Origin of the sequence: Streptococcus infantis, assembly GCF_047463615.1 — a bacterium.
Classification (GTDB): Bacteria; Bacillota; Bacilli; order Lactobacillales; family Streptococcaceae; genus Streptococcus; species Streptococcus infantis_X.
Window position 1 is genome coordinate 102,740 of record NZ_JASHDO010000005.1, and the last position, 18,049, is coordinate 120,788.

At 40.7% G+C, this 18,049-nt stretch carries 9 protein-coding genes; all 9 read left to right on the forward strand.

Annotated elements, in window-relative coordinates; all coding sequences use genetic code 11:
* The 9 genes from QM874_RS06335 to QM874_RS06375 all read left to right on the forward strand — a co-directional run bounded on the left by QM874_RS06335 (position 1) and on the right by QM874_RS06375 (position 18,017).
* Positions 1-6,372: a ZmpA/ZmpB/ZmpC family metallo-endopeptidase gene (locus tag QM874_RS06335; protein ID WP_414316667.1), complete on the forward strand. Its 6,372-nt coding sequence runs from the start codon at positions 1-3 to the stop codon at positions 6,370-6,372.
* 156 nt (positions 6,373-6,528) lie between these two features.
* Positions 6,529-7,089, forward strand: coding sequence for a redoxin family protein (locus tag QM874_RS06340; RefSeq protein ID WP_373114572.1), 561 nt, complete (start codon positions 6,529-6,531; stop codon positions 7,087-7,089).
* Positions 7,090-7,098: 9 nt separating this feature from the next.
* Positions 7,099-8,214, forward strand: coding sequence for a peptide-methionine (R)-S-oxide reductase MsrB (msrB, locus tag QM874_RS06345; protein ID WP_414316668.1), 1,116 nt, complete (start codon positions 7,099-7,101; stop codon positions 8,212-8,214).
* 277 nt (positions 8,215-8,491) lie between these two features.
* Positions 8,492-8,983 carry a hypothetical protein gene (locus QM874_RS06350; protein ID WP_414316669.1) on the forward strand — a complete coding sequence of 164 codons (492 nt, stop codon included), beginning with the start codon at positions 8,492-8,494 and terminating at the stop codon, positions 8,981-8,983.
* A 67-nt stretch (positions 8,984-9,050) separates the two neighbouring features.
* On the forward strand, positions 9,051-9,527 hold the full coding sequence (locus QM874_RS06355) for a DUF2975 domain-containing protein (RefSeq protein ID WP_414316670.1): 477 nt from the start codon (positions 9,051-9,053) through the stop codon (positions 9,525-9,527).
* Positions 9,528-9,544: 17 nt separating this feature from the next.
* A complete protein-coding gene (locus QM874_RS06360) occupies positions 9,545-9,748 on the forward strand; it encodes a helix-turn-helix domain-containing protein (RefSeq protein ID WP_004252288.1) in 204 nt (67 codons plus the stop codon).
* A gap of 150 nt (positions 9,749-9,898) precedes the next feature.
* Positions 9,899-15,538, forward strand: a complete 5,640-nt coding sequence (locus QM874_RS06365; RefSeq protein WP_414316671.1) for an SIALI-17 repeat-containing surface protein — start codon at positions 9,899-9,901, stop codon at positions 15,536-15,538.
* Between the two features lie 133 nt (positions 15,539-15,671).
* Positions 15,672-17,393, forward strand: coding sequence for an aminodeoxychorismate synthase component I (gene pabB, locus QM874_RS06370; RefSeq protein ID WP_414316672.1), 1,722 nt, complete (start codon positions 15,672-15,674; stop codon positions 17,391-17,393).
* The gene (locus tag QM874_RS06375; RefSeq protein ID WP_414316673.1) at positions 17,394-18,017 is read left to right on the forward strand and encodes an alpha/beta fold hydrolase; all 624 of its coding nucleotides are present in this window, start codon (positions 17,394-17,396) and stop codon (positions 18,015-18,017) included. It begins immediately after the preceding gene.
* Positions 18,018-18,049 lie beyond the last annotated feature (32 nt).

Here is an 18,049-nt window from a genome sequence, read left to right on the forward strand (position 1 = left end):
ATGAAAAACAGAAAAATGCAGTTTGATAAAGTCATCAAATACTCTATTCGGAAGTTCTCAGTTGGTGTAGGTTCTGCAGTTATCGGGACATTTCTTTTGGGAGCGAACAACTTTTTAGTTGAAACTGTTGCAGCTAACGAAGTAGCGACACCTAGCCAAGTTCATTACCGTTATTTGGCTGAACAGGAATTGACAGAAGCAGAAAAAGCTTTGATCCATCGCGAACTCCCTTCAGATTTAAAACAAGATGATGTTGTCTATCTTGTTTACAGAAAAAAGGAAGTGACTTCTCAACAATTGCCGAACACTGGAAGCAAAGAGTTGGCATTGGCAACTCTCGGTTTTGCAACAGCGTCTATGGTTGTTGTGGTGATGTCTAAAAAACACCGCAATAAAATTCTTGGCCTTCTCTTTATTGGAGCGCTAGGTGGTAGTTACTTTATCCCTCAGTCAGCTCAAGCATTTGAGAATAAAATCTTAGTGTCCTACAACAAAACGATTACTGCAAGTAGTCAAGAGGACTTAGCCAAAGGTGTCATTCAGATCGAAGGATACGAATACGTAGGTTACTTTAAAGCATCAGATTTCCAAGAACAACCAGAGCAAATTGCTACTGCTAAGGGAACGCAAGAAGCGGGCCATGAAGGTGAATCTCTGGTTCAACCAGAATTGCCAACCTACACAGGCGAGATTACAGCCAAAGGAACCCAAGAAGAGGGTCACGAAGGCGAATCCCTAGTTCAGCCAGAATTGCCTGCCTATACAGGCGAACTTAGCGCTAAAGGAACTCAAGAAGCAGGCCACGAAGGCGAATCTTTGGTTCAACCAGAAGCTCCAGCCTACACAGGCGAGATTACAGCAAAAGGGACCCAAGAAGAGGGTCACGAAGGCGAAGCCTTAGTTCAACCAGAAGCTCCAGCTTATAAACCTGAAGAAACTGCTAAAGAAACTCAGGAAAAAGGTCACGAAGGTAAATCTTTGGTTCAGCCAGAAGCTCCAGCCTACACAGGCGAGATTACAGCCAAAGGGACCCAAGAAGAGGGTCACGAAGGTGAATCTTTGGTTCAGCCAGAAGCCCCAGCCTACACAGGAGAGATTATTGCCAAAGGGACCCAAGAAGAGGGTCACGAAGGCGAAGCCTTAGTTCAACCAGAAACTCCAGCCTACACAGGAGAGATTAGTGCTAAAGGAACTCAAGAAAAAGGTCAAGAAGGTGAGTCTTTAGTTCAGCCAGAATTACCAGCTTATACAGGTGAGATTAGTGCTAAAGGCACGCAAGAAGAGGGTCACGAAGGCGAAGCCTTAGTTCAACCAGAAGCTCCAGCTTATAAACCTGAAGAAACTGCTAAAGGAACTCAGGAAAAAGGTCACGAAGGTGAATCTCTAGTTCAACCAGCATTGCCAGCTTACACAGGTGAGATTAGCACTAAAGGGACTCAAGAAGAAGGTCACGAAGGTGAATCTCTAGTTCAACCAGAAAACCCAGCCTACACAGGTGAGATTAGTGCTAAAGGAACTCAAGAAAAAGGTCAAGAAGGTGAGTCTTTAGTTCAGCCAAAATTACCAGCTTATACAGGTGAGATCAGTGCCAAAGGCACCCAAGAAGAGGGTCATGAAGGCGAATCCCTAGTTCAACCAGAGTTGCCAGCCAACACGGGTGAGCTTACAGCCAAAGGTACACAAGAAGAAGGTCACGAAGGTGAACCCTTAGTTCAACCAGAATTGCCAGCCTACACCGGTGATCTTACAGCTAAAGGCACCCAAGAAGAGGGTCACCAAGGTGAATCCCTAGTTCAGCCAGAATTGCCAGAGTATACAGTAGCTGAAGCAACTATTACAGAAACTGAAACAGTAGCAGTTCCATATACAAAGGAGTATGTAGCTGATGATACTCGCTACACTGATGAAGAAACAGTGATTCAAAACGGTCAAGCAGGAAGTCAGCTGATTCATCGTGTCTATAAGACAGTCGATGGTCAAAAAGTTGGGGACCCAATCAGCACGAGTACAGAAACTGTTACGGCGCCAGTAAACGAAAAAATTAGTCGTGGTACCAAGGCTATTGAAGGTCAAGTTGAAGAAGTTTCGTTTGAAGAAATTCCTTTCGAAACAAGAACAGAAGTAGACAGCACTCTTCCGAAGGGAACAGAAGTTGTTGCTCAAGCTGGTCAAAACGGTAAGAAAAAGATTACCAAAGTCTATAAGACTCTTAAAGGAGTGAAAACTGCAGATGCTCCAACGATTTCAGAGGAAGTTGTTGAAGCAGCTCAAGATCGTATCATCAAGAAAGGTGATCAAATCCTGACTGCGCCAACCTTGACACTTACTCAAATTGATAAAGAAGAGTTAGAGCGTAGTGCCAAGGCTCGTTACCAATTGGTCAAACCAACAGGTGTAACCATTAAATCTCTTGAAGTTGTTTTGAAAGATGGAGACACTAGCCTTCAAACAGTCAACATGTCTGAGGGAGATTTGACCGCTAATCTTACAAACTTGAAGTATTATAAGGACTACAAGATTGCAACCAAGATGGTTTACGATCGTGGAAATGGGAATGAAGAAGTAGTTCTCACGGAAGAACCACTAAGACTCGATCTCAAAAAAGTCGAAGTCAAAAACATTAAGGAAACAAGCCTTATCAGTGTTGATGACCAAGGTGTAGAAACTGATAATAGTCTCTTGTCAGCAAAACCATCAGATGTTAAACCTTATTACTTGAAAGTGACAACTCATGATAACAAGGTGACAAAACTTGCTGTTGATAAGATTGAAGAAGTCACAGTTGATGGTAAAGCATTATTCAAAGTGACTGCTAAAGCACCAGACCTAGTCCAACGTAATGCAGATAATCAGTTTGCAGAGGAGTATGTTCATTACTTTGCTAAACCAAAAGCCCATGAAGGTGATGTTTACTATGATTTCAATGACCTTGTAAAAGCAATGCAGGCCAATCCTACTGGTACCTTTAAGCTTGGTAGCAGTATGAATGCAAGTAACGTGCAACCAGCTGGCAAGTCTTATGTAACCAATGCCTTCAAGGGAACATTGGAAAGTACAGAAGGTAATAAATTTGCCATCCATAACATTACGAGACCATTGTTTGGTAACATTGAAGGTGGTACTGTCAAGAATCTCTTGCTTGAAAATGTCAATATTGACATGCCAGGATTTGATCGAGTAGCACCAATCGCAAATGTTATCAAAAATAATGCAACTGTCGAAAATGTTAAAGTAACAGGTAATGTTATCGGGGGCAACGATGTAGCTGGTATTATCAATAAAATTGATGGTAGTGGTAAGGTAAGTAATGTTGCCTTTATCGGTAAAATTCACGCCGCTGGAAACAAAGGTTGGTACTTAGCAGGTGTTCTAGGTGAAAACTGGAAAGGTATCGTAGAAAAAGCCTACGTTGATGCTGAAATTACTGGGAATAAGGCAAAAGCAGCAGGATTAGTTTATTCTTCTCAAAATGGTGGAGATAACCATACACTAGGAAGAGAAGGTGTTCTCAGAAATTCAGTTGCTAAAGGTTCTATCGAGCTGAAAGAAGCTGTTCAATCTGGTGGCTTGCTGGGTACCAACTGGGCCTTGGGTGCTATTGAAGACAACATCACCATGATGAAAGTCAAAACTGGTGAGATGGTCTTTGGTCACTCTGATATTGACGCCGATGATTACTTCACGTATTCAAGAACAAAACGTAACTTCAGTGTTGAGGGAGTAAGTGAGGGTAATAAATCTTATAAGAATTCTCGCAAGATTCCTAGCATCTCACAAGAAGAAGCTGACAAGAAGATTGAATCAATGGGAATCACTGCTGATAAATTTGAAAGCACTAAACCTGTTGAAGACAAACTCAATAACATTGTCAACAAAGCTGATCAATACAAAACAATCGATGGTTACGACGCCTCTCGTGAACTTGCCTACCGTAATATTGAAAAATTACAACCATTCTACAACAAAGAGTGGATCGTAGACCAAGGGAACAAACTTGCTGCTGATAGTCCTCTCTTGACCAAGGAAGTCTTGTCTGTTACTGCCATGAAGGGCAATGCCTTTGTGACAGAATTGGCTGATGCTGACCACATTTTGGTGCATTATGGTGATAAGACAAAAGACATCTTTACTGTTTCACTGAAAGAATCTAAGGTCAAACAAGTGAAAGAGTACAGCATTGCTGAACTTGGAGAAGTTGTTTACACGCCTAATATCGTTGACAAAGACCGTGGCGATCTTATCAATGCTATCGTTGAAAAATTAAGTCCAGTTGAATTACAATCAGACCCAATTTATCAACGATTAGGAAGAACTGGGGATAATAGAGTTAATGCGATCAAGAACCTTTACCTCGAAGAAACCTTCAAAGAAGTCAAGGATAATCTGGCTAAATTTGTGAAACAGTTGCTTGAAAATGAAGATCATCAATTAAACACAGATGAGGCTGCTAAACGTGCCTTGATCAAGAAAATTGATGATAACAAGGCAGCGGTTCTTCTTGGTTTGTCTTACCTCAATCGTTACTACGGAGTTAAGTTTGATAACTTTAATATCAAGCAACTTATGTTGTTCAAACCAGACTTCTATGGTAAAAATGTCAATGTGTTAGACTTCTTGATTCAGATTGGTTCTAAAGAAAGTAACATTAAAGGTGATAGAACTTTAGAAGCTTATCGCGAAGCTATCGGTGGAGTTATCGGTATCAGCGAGTTAAATAGTTTCTTAGACTATAATATGCGTCTATTCACAAATGATACAAACTTGAACGATTGGTTTATCAAAGCAACCAAAGATAATGTTTATATCGTTGAACCAGCAACAACAACTCCTGAGTTTGCTGATAAGAAACACAGAGCTTATGAAGGCTTAAACAATGATATGCACGGTAAGATGATCTTGCCACTCTTGAACTTAAAAGATGCCCATATGTTCTTGATTTCAACTTACAATACAATGGCTTATAGTTCATTCGAGAAATATGGTAAGTATACTGAAGCAGAACGTAATGCCTTCAAAGCTGAAATCGATAAAGTAGCCAAAGCTCAACAAAATTATCTAGACTTCTGGTCACGTCTATCGTTAGATAAAGTACGTAATAAACTTCTTAAGAGCAATAACATGGTACCAACACCAGTTTTGGATAACCAAAATTACAAGGATATCAGCACAGACCGTTACGGACATACAAACAGTGGTAAAGATGTGGCGCCTATCCGTGAATTGTATGGACCTACAGACCGTTATCATGCGACTGACTGGCGTATGGGAGCTGTGGCTCGTGTCTATGCGAATCCATATAAAGATGACTCTGTCTTCTTCATGGTTACCGATATGATTAGTGACTTTGGTATTTCAGCCTTTACACACGAAACAACTCACGTAAATGACCGTATGGTCTACTTGGGTGGTTCAAGACACCGTGAAGGTACTGATTTGGAAGCATTTGCACAAGGTATGTTGCAAACTCCATCAGTATCAAATCCAAATGGTGAATACAAAGCCCTAGGTCTTAACATGGCTTATGAACGCCCAAATGATGGAAATCAATGGTATAACACCAATCCAAATGATCTGAAGTCACGTGACGAAATTGATCGTTACATGAAGGGCTACAACGACACTCTTATGCTTCTGGATTATCTTGAAGGAGAGGCTGTTCTCGATAAAGCAAATCAAGATTTAAACAACGCTTGGTTCAAGAAGGTTGATAAGCAATACCGAGGAAATAACACCAAGAACCAATTCGACAAGGTTCGACCTTTAAGTGATGAGGAGAAAGCTATTCCTTTACGCACAGTAGATGACTTAATTACGAACAACTTCATGACCAACCGTGGTCCAGGTAACAGAGTTTATAATCCTACTGACTTTGATTCTGCTTATGTGAATGTTCCAATGATGACTGGTATCTATGGTGGTAATACAAGTGAAGGTGCTCCAGGAGCGATGTCATTTAAACACAATACCTTCAGAATTTGGGGTTACTATGGTTATGAAAAAGGCTTCTTAAACTATGCTTCTAACATGCTAAAAGCCGAATCTAAAAAAGCTGGTAAAGAGACTCTAGGTGATGACTTCATCATTAACAAGATTTCTGAAGGAAAATTCAACAATCTTGAAGATTGGAAGAAAGCTTACTTCAATGAAGTTGTAACAAGTGCCAAAAATGGAATTCAATCTATTGAAATCGATGGTAAAACATACAATAGCTATGAAGACTTGAAACGTGCATTTGCTGAAGCAGTTGATAAAGATAAGGCTACTCTAAGTAACGGATCTGTCAAATTTGATAACACCGTATCACTTAAAGAAAAACTCTTCAAGAAACTTCTTCAACAAACAGATAGCTTTAAAACTTCTATCTTTAAATAATCCAAAACTCTCATCTGCTTAGCAGGTGGGAGTTTTTGTAATCAAGAAGCTTAATGATTTTCCAAACAGATTTTAAGTATTTTTAGCAAGGTAGGTATATAATAGAACTACAAAGTAAATATCTATATTCATATGATAACGAGGAAGATGATGAAGATGAAAAAATGGCAAGCAACTGTATTGGTCTGCGCTAGTCTGGTCTGTCTATCAGCTTGTAAAAATCAGATGGAGAGCCAAGCTGATAAGCAAAATGGAGACAAAAATGCACAAGTTAGCTCTCAAATGGCAAAACAAGGGGAAGCAGTTCCAGACTTTGAGCTTATGGGAGTTGATGGTAAAACCTATCGTCTATCAGATTATAAAGGCAAAAAAGTCTATCTCAAATTTTGGGCATCTTGGTGCTCTATTTGTCTAGCTAGTTTACCTGATACCGATGAGCTTGCAAAAGAAGCAAGTGATGACTATGTCATCTTGACAGTGGTTTCTCCTGGTCAAAAAGGAGAGCAAGCAGAAGAAGCCTTTAAAAAATGGTATCAGGGTTTGGACTATAAAGATTTACCAGTATTGCTAGACCCTTCGGGACAACTTTTAGCGAGTTACGGAGTTCGTTCTTATCCGACTCAGGCTTTTATTGATAAAGAAGGTAAACTAGTTAAGACCCAGCCAGGCTTTATGGATAAGGATACTATTTTACAGATGCTAAAAAACATAGATTAGAGGCTCATCATGAATGATAAATTAAAAATAATTGTATTCATAGGAATCATCATTTGCATTATTATTGGACTTTTATTTCTTTTGGAAAAAAGGAGCGCAAGCTACACAGATACCACTCAAATCGAGAAGGCAGCAGTTAGTCAGGGACAAAAGGCCAAGAAAAAAACTGAGCCAAGTAAAGATGCTGACCTACATGAAATCTATCTAGCGGGAGGCTGTTTTTGGGGAGTCGAAGAGTATTTTTCAAGAGTAGCAGGTGTGACAGATGCTGTTTCTGGCTATGCGAATGGCAGAGGAGAAACAACCCAGTATGAATTGATCGGCCAAACCGGGCATGCTGAGACTGTTCATGTGACCTATGATGCCAATCAAATTTCTCTAAAAGAAATCTTGCTCCATTATTTCCGCATTATCAATCCAACTAGTAAAAATAAGCAGGGAAATGATGTGGGGACTCAGTACAGAACAGGAGTCTACTATAAGGACGAGCAGGACCTAGAAGTTATCAATCAAGTTTTTGACCAAGTTTCTCAGAAGTACGACCAACCTCTAGCGGTTGAAAAGGAAGCCTTAAGAAACTTTATTGTGGCTGAGGATTACCACCAAGACTATCTCCAGAAAAATCCTAATGGATATTGCCATATCAATGTCAATCAAGCAGCCTATCCTGTTATTGATGCGAGTAAATATCCAAAACCGAGTGACGATGAATTGAAAAAACTCCTCTCTCCTGAAGAGTATGCAGTGACTCAAAACAGTCAAACAGAACGAGCCTTTTCAAATCGTTACTGGGATAAGTTTGAAGCAGGAATTTATGTGGATGTGGCAACTGGAGAACCTCTCTTTTCTTCGAAAGATAAATTTGAATCGGGCTGTGGTTGGCCAAGCTTTACCCAGCCTATCAGTCCAGATGTTGCGACCTATAAGGAAGACAAGTCTTATAATATGGTCAGAACAGAAGTCAGAAGTCGAACAGGGAATTCTCACCTAGGACATGTCTTTACAGATGGGCCTAAGGACAAGGGAGGTCTACGCTATTGTATCAATAGTCTATCCATCCGCTTTATTCCTAAGGAACAAATGGAAGAAAAAGGTTATGGCTATTTGTTGGAATATGTTGAGTGAACGTGATATTCTTAAAAAGAGTTTACTAAAAATGTTTTAGATTCATATTTGATTTTTTTAGAAGTGTTTACTTTAATATTTGAAGTCTAATTGCTCTTAAATAAAGATATTTTTAAATAAAAGAAAAAAATTATCAAAAAACGATAAAAAAGTGTTGCATTTCAAAAAAATTATGCTATACTAGATATATCGATAAACAATAATAAGTTTTCGAGTAGTAACAAAAAGAGCTCATTTGTTGCTAAAACAAAAATATTTTATAAAAGAGGAAATCATCATGAAAAAAACTACATCAACTAAAATCGTAAACTTTACTAAATCACTTGTTACATTAGGCTCTAATTTCGGAATCTTTACCCTCAGTTTCTTTAGTATCGCTTCCTTAGTTCTTCTCCTTGGTCAATTTGATATCAGCCAACTAATGCCTGAAGGTGGGGAGGTAACAAGATCAGGCTACGAAGCGTGGGGAGGAGTTAATGCCTTTGTTCTAACCTTTGTTGCTGGTAATACACTTCTGATTTATGGCCTTATCAAATTAAAACAGTTTGCTAAGGACTTTAAAGAAAGCGATCTTTTTGAAAATACAACCATTTCATTCTTGAAAAAGGGTGCAGTTTTAATGACGCTAGTAGGAGCAATCCAAGGTATTACAGAACTTATTCTTAACCCAGCTCATATTATTTTTAACTTCTCGATTGCAGCATTTTTGTTTATTGCTAGCTTGGTGCTTACTTCTATCAAAAATCAATTTTCAGATAAAGTAGCATAAGACATGCACGTAAAACTTACTATTATTGTATAATATAGTAGAGATTAGAAACGAGGTTTTGAAATTAATGTTTAAGAAAAATTCCTACTTACCATTTGCTTTAGGTTTTATTAATATCCTACTTTTTATCTTGGGAGTATCTTTAGTTATATCCATCCTTTTAACAGTTTTCAATGTAACTGAGATTAGCCTATTTAACCTTGGGACTATTTCCTTAAAACCTGATATGGTGAATACTTCAATACTAGTGAGTGCTTTGTCCTTTATCAATAGCTTTATCATTCTGTTTGTACTATTCTGTGTTAGACAGTTCTTCCAAAATATCATTAATGAACAGATTTTTACAGTTCATAATGTCAAACTTGCTAATCGTATTTCTCTATCACTTTTTCTTGCTTCATTTCTTGGAGATGGGATTTTGACACTCAATGGTTATTCATTTCTGAATATAACTTTCATGGTTACTGCACTCGTTGTTTGGACAATTGGAAAAGTCCTTGAAAAAGCAAACGAAATTGCAGAAGAAAATGAGTTTACAATCTAGAGAAAGGAGACTATACCGTGATTGTCATTAATCTAGATGTCGAATTAGCAAAGAAAAAAATGCGTTCAGGAGATTTAGCAGAACGTGTAGGTATTACTCCGGCAAATCTTTCCATACTGAAAACAGGTAAGGCCAAAGCTATACGTTTTTCAACGCTAGAAGCCATTTGTAAAGAACTTGGGTGCCAACCTGGTGATATATTGGAATATGTGCCAGATTAAAAATTGGTTCAGCATAAGCTGAACCTTTTTTTATTCAAAAAATGATCAATTTATCTATAAAAAATTTTGTAAAAAAATCAATAAAATATTATAATAAGATTACGAAAACGGAACAAAGGAGATGTCTTTAAGGACAAGAACAAAGCTGATATGGAAGATAGAAAAAAGCTACAAAAATTTGCCATTCGTAAACTGAGTATGGGAGTGGGCTCGGTATTGATTGGACTTGCCTTCGTTGGAGGAACACTTGAACCCAAACTGGTTCAGGCTGATGAAACCAAGCAAGTTTCCTTTCATTATTTATCGGAATCGGAGTTGACAGCTGCTGAACGTGAACTCATTCATCATGAATTACCACAAGATCTTAGTCAAGAGAGCTATTATCTAGTCTATCGTAAGCAGGGACAAGCCGTCTTACCTCAAACAGGATCAGTCACCTTCCCCTTGGCTGGTCTTGGTCTTCTGACGGCTAGTTTGGTGGTTTTCCTATTTTCTAGGAAAAAGCCTTCTAAGATAGTTGGAGTGTTATTGATTGCTTCTCTTGGTAAGAGTTTATTACTCCCTTATCATGTATTTGCTTTTGAACACAAGGACTTGCTAGCTTATGATCAGACTAAAACTCTTGTGTCTGCAGATGGTTTCTCTCAAGGGATTATTGACATTAAAGGCTATGACTATGTCGGTTATTTATTAGAGTCGGATTTAAGAGGAACAGGGCAAGATCTAACATCTAGTGGAAATCCAGAGATTCCTGCAAAGCCAGTAAATCAAGCAGCCGTTCATGAAATTCCCGAATTTACAGGCGGTGTATCCGGCGACTCCTTGGTTGAGCCAACAAAACCAACATTTGAAGGAGGAGTCAATGGCCCAGGTACAGTAGCTGAAGCCTTGCCAGAGTATACCCCAGAATTGAGTAGTCAAAGTGGCATCCCAGAAGTCCACGACAAACCAGACTTTACAGGCGGAGTATCAGGCGAATCCTTGGTTGAGCCGTCAAAACCAACATTTGAAGGTGGAGTCAATGGCCCAGGAGCAGTAGCTGAAGCCTTACCAGAGTATACCCCAGAATTTAGCAGTCAAAGTGGCGTGCCGGAAGTACATGACAAAGCAGACTTCACAGGTGGAGTATCAGGCGAATCCTTAGTCGAGCCAACAAAACCAACATTTGAAGGTGGAGTCAATGGCCCAGGAGCAGTAGCTGAAGCCTTACCAGAGTATACCCCAGAATTTAGCAGTCAAAGTGGCATCCCAGAAGTCCATGACAAAGAAGACTTTACAGGTGGCGTATCAGGCGAATCCTTGGTTGAGCCAACGAAACCAACATTTGAAGGTGGAGTCAATGGCCCAGGTGCAGTAGCCGAAAGCTTACCAGAGTATACCCCAGAGTTTAGCAGTCAAAGTGGCATCCCAGAAGTCCACGCCAAACCAGACTTTACAGGTGGCGTATCCGGCGACTCCTTGGTTGAACCGGTTAAGCCGGCATTTGAAGGTGGAGTCAATGGCCAAGGAGCAGTAGCTGAAGCCTTACCAGAGTACACACCAGAATCGAGTAGTCAAAGTGGCGTGCCAGAAGTCCACGCCAAACCAGACTTTACAGGCGGCGTATCCGGCGACTCCTTGGTTGAGCCGTCAAAACCAACATTTGAAGGTGGAGTCAATGGCCCAGGTACAGTAGCTGAATCCTTACCAGAGTATACCCCAGAATTGACTAGTCAAAGTGGCGTCCCAGAAGTCCATGACAAACCAGTGTTTACAGGCGGCGTATCCGGCGAATCCTTAGTTGAGCCAACAAAACCAACATTTGAAGGTGGAGTCAATGGCCCAGGTACAGTAGCTGAAGCTTTGCCTGAGTATACCCCAAAATTGAGTAGTCAAAGTGGCATCCCAGAAGTTCGTGACAAACCAGACTTTACAGGCGGCGTATCCGGCGAATCCTTAGTCGAGCTACCTAAACCATCATTTGAAGGTAGTGTTAATGGCCAAGGTGTAATAGCTGAAATCTTACCAGAGTATGAAGGAGGCGCAGTTCCCGTTGATACTCTGAAACAGGACCTCCCAGAGTTTACAGGAGGCGTATCCGGCGAATCCTTAGTCGAGTCCTCAAAACCAACATTTGAAGGTGGTGTTAATGGCCAAGGTACAGTAGTTGAAGTCTTACCAGATTATGAAGGAGGCGCAGTTCCAGTTGATACTCTGAAACAGGAAATCCCAGAGTTTACAGGAGGCGTATCCGGCGAATCCTTAGTTGAGCCGTCTAAACCAACATTTGAAGGTGGAGTCAATGGCTCAGGTATAGTAGCCGAAAGCTTACCAGATTATGAAGGTGGGGCAGTTCCCGTTGATACTCTGAAACAGGAAATCCCTAGCTATAGTGGTGGTGTGAATGCTACTGAAGCGCTCGTTCAAGATGCAAAACCGACTCTATATATCGAAGTCCGAAAAGAGTTGATTCCTAAACAAACTAGGGAAAAGATTGATCCAGACATGCTTGTCGGTGAAACAAGAATCGAGCAAGTCGGTCAAGATGGTGAGAAAGAGATTGTTACCAGCTATGAGGAAAAAGATGGGAAACGTATCTCAGAACTCAAAGAAACAACACGAATTTTAAGAGAAGCTAAAGATCAGATCATTGTCCGTGGTAGTAAGAAAAAAGTAGAGATCAAACCTGTACCAGTCCTAACTCTTTCTACTATTACTGGAAATTCGATGAGCCGTTCAGCTCGCTTAAGTTATAATCTGAACAAGGCAGATGGCGTTACCGTCTCAAAAATTAGTGCCACTATTAAAGCCAAGGGGCTAGAGGAACAGACTCTTGACTTGACGAGTGATCAACTGGAAGCAACAGTTGATAATCTAAAACTCTACACGGACTACACTATTTCTACAAGGATGGTCTACAACCGTGGTAAGGGTGAGGAGAGCACTCTGCTTGAGGACAAAAAGCTCCGTCTAGAGCTTAAAAAGCTAGAAATAAAAGATATCAAGGAAACAAGCCTTATCAAGGTTGAAAATGGCAGAGAGACTGAGATTCAACAATTGGCGGAAGCACCAAGGAATTTGGAAAACTACTATCTCAAGGTCAGCTCTAAAGATCATAAGACTAGCCGTTTAGCCATCAAGTCTATTCAAACTGAGAGAATAAACGGAAAAGAGTATTACAAGGTGACTGCTGAGGCAACTGACTTGATTCAACGTAATGCTCAGAAAATCTTTGAAGCAGGCTATAGCTACTATCTGGCTAAGTCGAAAACTGAATCACCTACTATTGTTAATGTAAAAGAATACGCTTATCAGGACATCCAAGATTATGATAGTCGCCATAATCAAGCCTATCGCAACCTTGAAAAATTACAACCTTTCTACAATAAAGAATGGATCGTTAATCAAGGGAACAAGCTAGATCTTGATCACAATCTAGCCAAGAAAGAGGTGGTCTCTGTTATTGCTATGAAGGGACAAGATTTTGTGACGGACCTGTCAGCGGCAGATCATATCATGGTTCATTATGCAGATCAGACCAAGGATGTATTTGCAATTACTTCACAAAATTCTGGCTTGACTGCCATCAAGGAATACAAGATTGCTGACTTGGATGTGCTTTATACTCCAGATATGCTGGTTAAGGACCGTTCAGCTCTAGCCAAGGACCTGACCTCAATCCTGAAAACAGTGGACTTACAATCTGAAGGAGTTCATCAAGTTCTAGATGATCAAACCACTAGCCTTGATAAGAAGGTTGAGGCTGTGAAGAATTGGTATCTAGAAGAAAGCTTTGCAGAGGTCAAAGCGCAGCTGGGAACTCTGGTTGATAAGTTACTCACCAATCTAGACTATCAGTGGAATGATTCACCTGCTAGTACCGCTGCTCTGAAGCAAAAAGTTCAGGATAATCAGTCTGCTATCATGCTGGGACTTGCTTATCTTAATCGCTATTATGGTATCCGATTTGCGGATTACAATCTGAAAGAACTCATGCTCTTTAAACCAGATTTTTATGGCCAAAATGTGGATATCTTAGATCGGTTGATTGAACTCGGTTCAAGAGAAAGCAACCTAAAAGGCGACCAGACTCATGAAACCTTTGCAAGAGTCCTAGCCAAGGATACAAAATCTGAAGATTTACATGCCTTCTTAGACTACAACAGACAGTTATTGACGACTGACAAGGATATGAATGACTGGTTTGTGAATGCCACCAAGGGCCATGTGTACATAGTAGAGCGAGCTTCTAAGAATCAAGAAATTGCAAATCGGAAGCATCGGGCTTATGACAATCTGAATAACTGGCTGCATCGCAATATGATTCTGCCTTTGTTGAATGTGAAGAAGGCACAGATGTTCCTGATTTCCAACTACAATACCATTACCTTCGGATCAGCTGATAAATCTGGCAAAACCATAGACCAGATGAAGGCTGACATTGATCTAGTAGCGGACCGTCAGTTGACTTACTTGGACTTTTGGTATCGACTTGCGGCTGATGATGTCAAAGACCGTATGGTTAAGAGTGACTTTAATGTGGCTACTCCAGTTTGGGAAGGCTATCGCGTTGATGGACGTGGCTGGGTAGAGCGTTATGGACATACTAGTGGTATGGCAGACTATGCGCCAATTCGTGAAGTATTTGGGCCAGCAGGTCGCTACTATAAGGACAACAAGCTAGGAGCCTATGCCTCTATCTATCCAAAGATAAATGCCAGAGATGCTGTTCACTTTGTAGACATAGATATGATGAGTGAGTATGGTTTGTCTGTCTACACCCACGAGACAACGCACGTCAACGATCGTATTGTCTATCTGGGTGGCTACAAACATCGTGAAGGAACCTATGTAGAAGCCTATGCTCAGGGTATGCTCCAGTCACCGGCTGAGGAAGGCCATCAAGGTGAATATGGCGCTCTCGGTATCAATATGGCTTACATGCGACCAAATGATGGGGAACAATGGTACAATCCAGATCCAACCAAGTTGCAAACACGCCAGCAGATTGACCACTACATGAAAGGTTATAATGAGGCTTTGATGCTTCTAGATTATCTGGAAGGAGAACGCGTTCTTGCTAAGAATGATCTGGCTTTGAAGAAGGCTTGGTTCAGCAAGATGACCAAGCAAATGCGTCATCAGGACCAGGATAATAAACTCCTTGCTCCTAACCAGTGGGACTATGTCCGTCCATTGACAGATGAGGAAGCCAAGACTCAGCTAAATTCTGTGGATGACTTAATCAAAAATAACATTATCACCAATAGGCATTATCAGGGAACTTACCGACCAGAAGAACTCAAGACAGCTTATGTCAATGTCAAGATGGTGGATGCTATCTATGGTGGAAATACCAGTCAGGGAGCTCCTGGAGCCATCTCCTTCAAACATAATGCCTTCCGTATGTGGGGTTATTATGGTTACGAAAATGGTTTCCTAGGCTATGCTTCTAATAAATACAAGGATGAGGCCTTAAGCGAGGGACGTGACACCCTTGGGGATGATTTCATTATCCAGAAGGTTTCGAAAGGCAAGTTCCAGAACTTGGAAGAATGGAAGAAGGCTTGGTTTGACGCTATTATTGCTAAGGCAAAACGAGGAATCCATAGTTTTGAAATTGATGGTCAGCAAATTGATTCTTATGAGAAATTGCAAGACTTGTTTGACCAAGCAGTAGAAACGGATTACCGAAACTTCAAGTACGGAGGCTCAGTTGCCAATTATACAGTAGCTCTGAAGAAAAAAGTCTTCCAAAAACTATTGCAGATCACAGATGCCTTTTCATCTGAACTCTTTCCTAAAGGATAGATAAAAAGTCGGTGTGATAAAAGAGGATGCTATGTTCAGATTTTCTTAGAAAGTCACATCTACTTTATCATTCTCAAAGAATAAAATTGCCAGATCTCCTGTTGGGGTCTGGCTTTTATGGTATACTTAGGATATGCATAGAAAAACAGTGATTGATTTTAGGGCTTTGGGCGAGCGATACACCTTTACCCAGCCTATCAAAGAGTTAAAAACCAGAGATTTATCAGAAGTGACAGACTTGCTAGCACAAGTAGAAAGCTACCAAGAACAGGGCTATTATGTGGTGGGTTATGTTAGTTATGAAGCAGCACCTGCTTTTGAGGAGAAGTTAGCGGTTCACGAGGGTCCCTTGTTAGGAGAGTATCTTCTCTATTTCACTATTCATGACAGCGTTGAAACATCTAGCATTCCTCTGACTTATGAGGAGGTGGAATTACCATCAAACTGGCAGGAACTAACATCTCCAGAGGCCTATGAAAAGGCAATTACGCAAATTCACCATCATTTAAGACAAGGGGATACCTATCAGGTCAATTATACGGTCCAACTCGAGCAGAATTTAAGTGCCAATCCTTTTGCTATCTACAATCGTATGGTGGTGGAGCAGGAAGCGGGATATAATGCTTACGTAGAGCACGACGACATGGCAGTGATTTCCATGAGCCCAGAACTCTTTTTTGAGCAAAATGGCCGTGAATTAACGACTCGTCCTATGAAGGGAACGACTAAACGTGGACTGACTGAAGATGAAGACTTGAAAGAGTCTGCTTGGTTGGCGCAGGATCCCAAAAATCGTTCAGAAAACATGATGATAGTGGATCTCTTGCGAAATGACATGAATCGTATTTCTGAGGTTGGTAGTGAGCATGTGGAGCGTTTATGCCAAGTAGAGCAGTATTCTACAGTGTGGCAGATGACTTCGACCATCAAGAGTCAGTTACGACCGGATGTTGACCTAGTTGCGATTTTTCGTTCGCTCTTTCCATGTGGCTCCATCACAGGAGCTCCCAAGATAGCGACCATGGAAATTATCAAGAACTTGGAGCCACAAGCTAGAGGAGTTTACTGTGGAACTGTTGGACTCTTACTTCCCAATGGACGAAGGATTTTCAATGTGGCTATTCGAACCATTCAGCTTCATAAAGGTCAAGCCATCTATGGGGTTGGTGGTGGCATCACTTGGGATAGTACTTGGGAGTCAGAATACCGTGAAGTCCAGCAAAAGGCTGCTGTTCTTTATCGCAAACAGCCTCGTTTTCAACTGATAACGACAGGGAAAATCAGCCAGAAAACCTTGCTCTTTGAAAAGCAACATCTGGAAAGACTGCAAAAGGCTAGTCGTTATTTTGCCTTTCCATTTGACCAAGAAGTTTTGAGACAAAAAATAGAGAAGGAGTACCAGTCTTGTGACATCCGTCAAGATTATCGGATACGAATCAGTCTCAGCAAATCTGGAGAGATTGAAATTGAACGACAAGTATTGACACCACTTAGCTCTAGTTTTTGTCAGGCCAAACTTTGTCTGCAAGAAGCTGATTTGCAGCAGGCCTTTACCTATTTTAAAACGACATACCGACCGCATTTGACAATGGGAGAGAATGAAATTATTTATCATACTGCTGATGGAAAATTGCTTGAAACCTCTATTGGCAATCTGGTTTTGAAAATGGATGGGAAACTCTATACACCGCCAAGTCAACTAGGTTTTTTACCAGGGATTTATCGTCAACACTTGCTTGAAAACGAACAAGTAGAAGAGAAGGTCTTGACCATAGAAGATTTGAATCAAGCAGAGGCTGTCTATGGCTGTAATGCAGTCAGGGGCTTGTATGAGTTATCATTACAGGAGAACTAAATGAAACTTATATTTTTACATGGCCTAGGTCAGTCAGCAGATAGTTGGAGGGAAGTTCAAGATTTGCTGGCAGATTATCCCTCTGAAGCCCTGGACTTATTTCCTTCAGGAGTTGGGACCTATCAAGAAGCTAAGGAGCGTATTTATCAGCGCTTATCAAAGGAGACAGAACCTTTTGTCCTAATCGGTTTGTCCTTAGGGGCTGCACTTGCACTGGAGCTTTCAAGTTTTGAGATACCAAATCTTCAGGCCTTGGTTTTGTCAGGATGTCCACTGAAACTAGCGGGTAACATTCCTTTTTACATTCAGTTGCTGATATTCAAATTACTTCCTAAGAGGATATATGAGAAGCAGGGGGCAGATAAGGCTCTTATGGTTGGAGTTTCCGAGGAATTAAAAACACTTGATTTAAGAGAGATTGCACGGAATTGTCCCTATCCAAGCTTGTTGATCTGTGGTAGTCAGGATAAGCCTAATCTCAGTTCAATGAAAAGTATTCATGAACTGATGCCAGATTCCCAGTTTCAGATCATCCCTGACGGCCCTCATGTCTTGAATAAGGCAAAACCAAAAGAGTTTGCAGAAATAACCAGAAGTTTTCTTGAATTGCTGAAACAAGTTTGATAAAATAATAAAGAAGTGATAAATCATAAAGG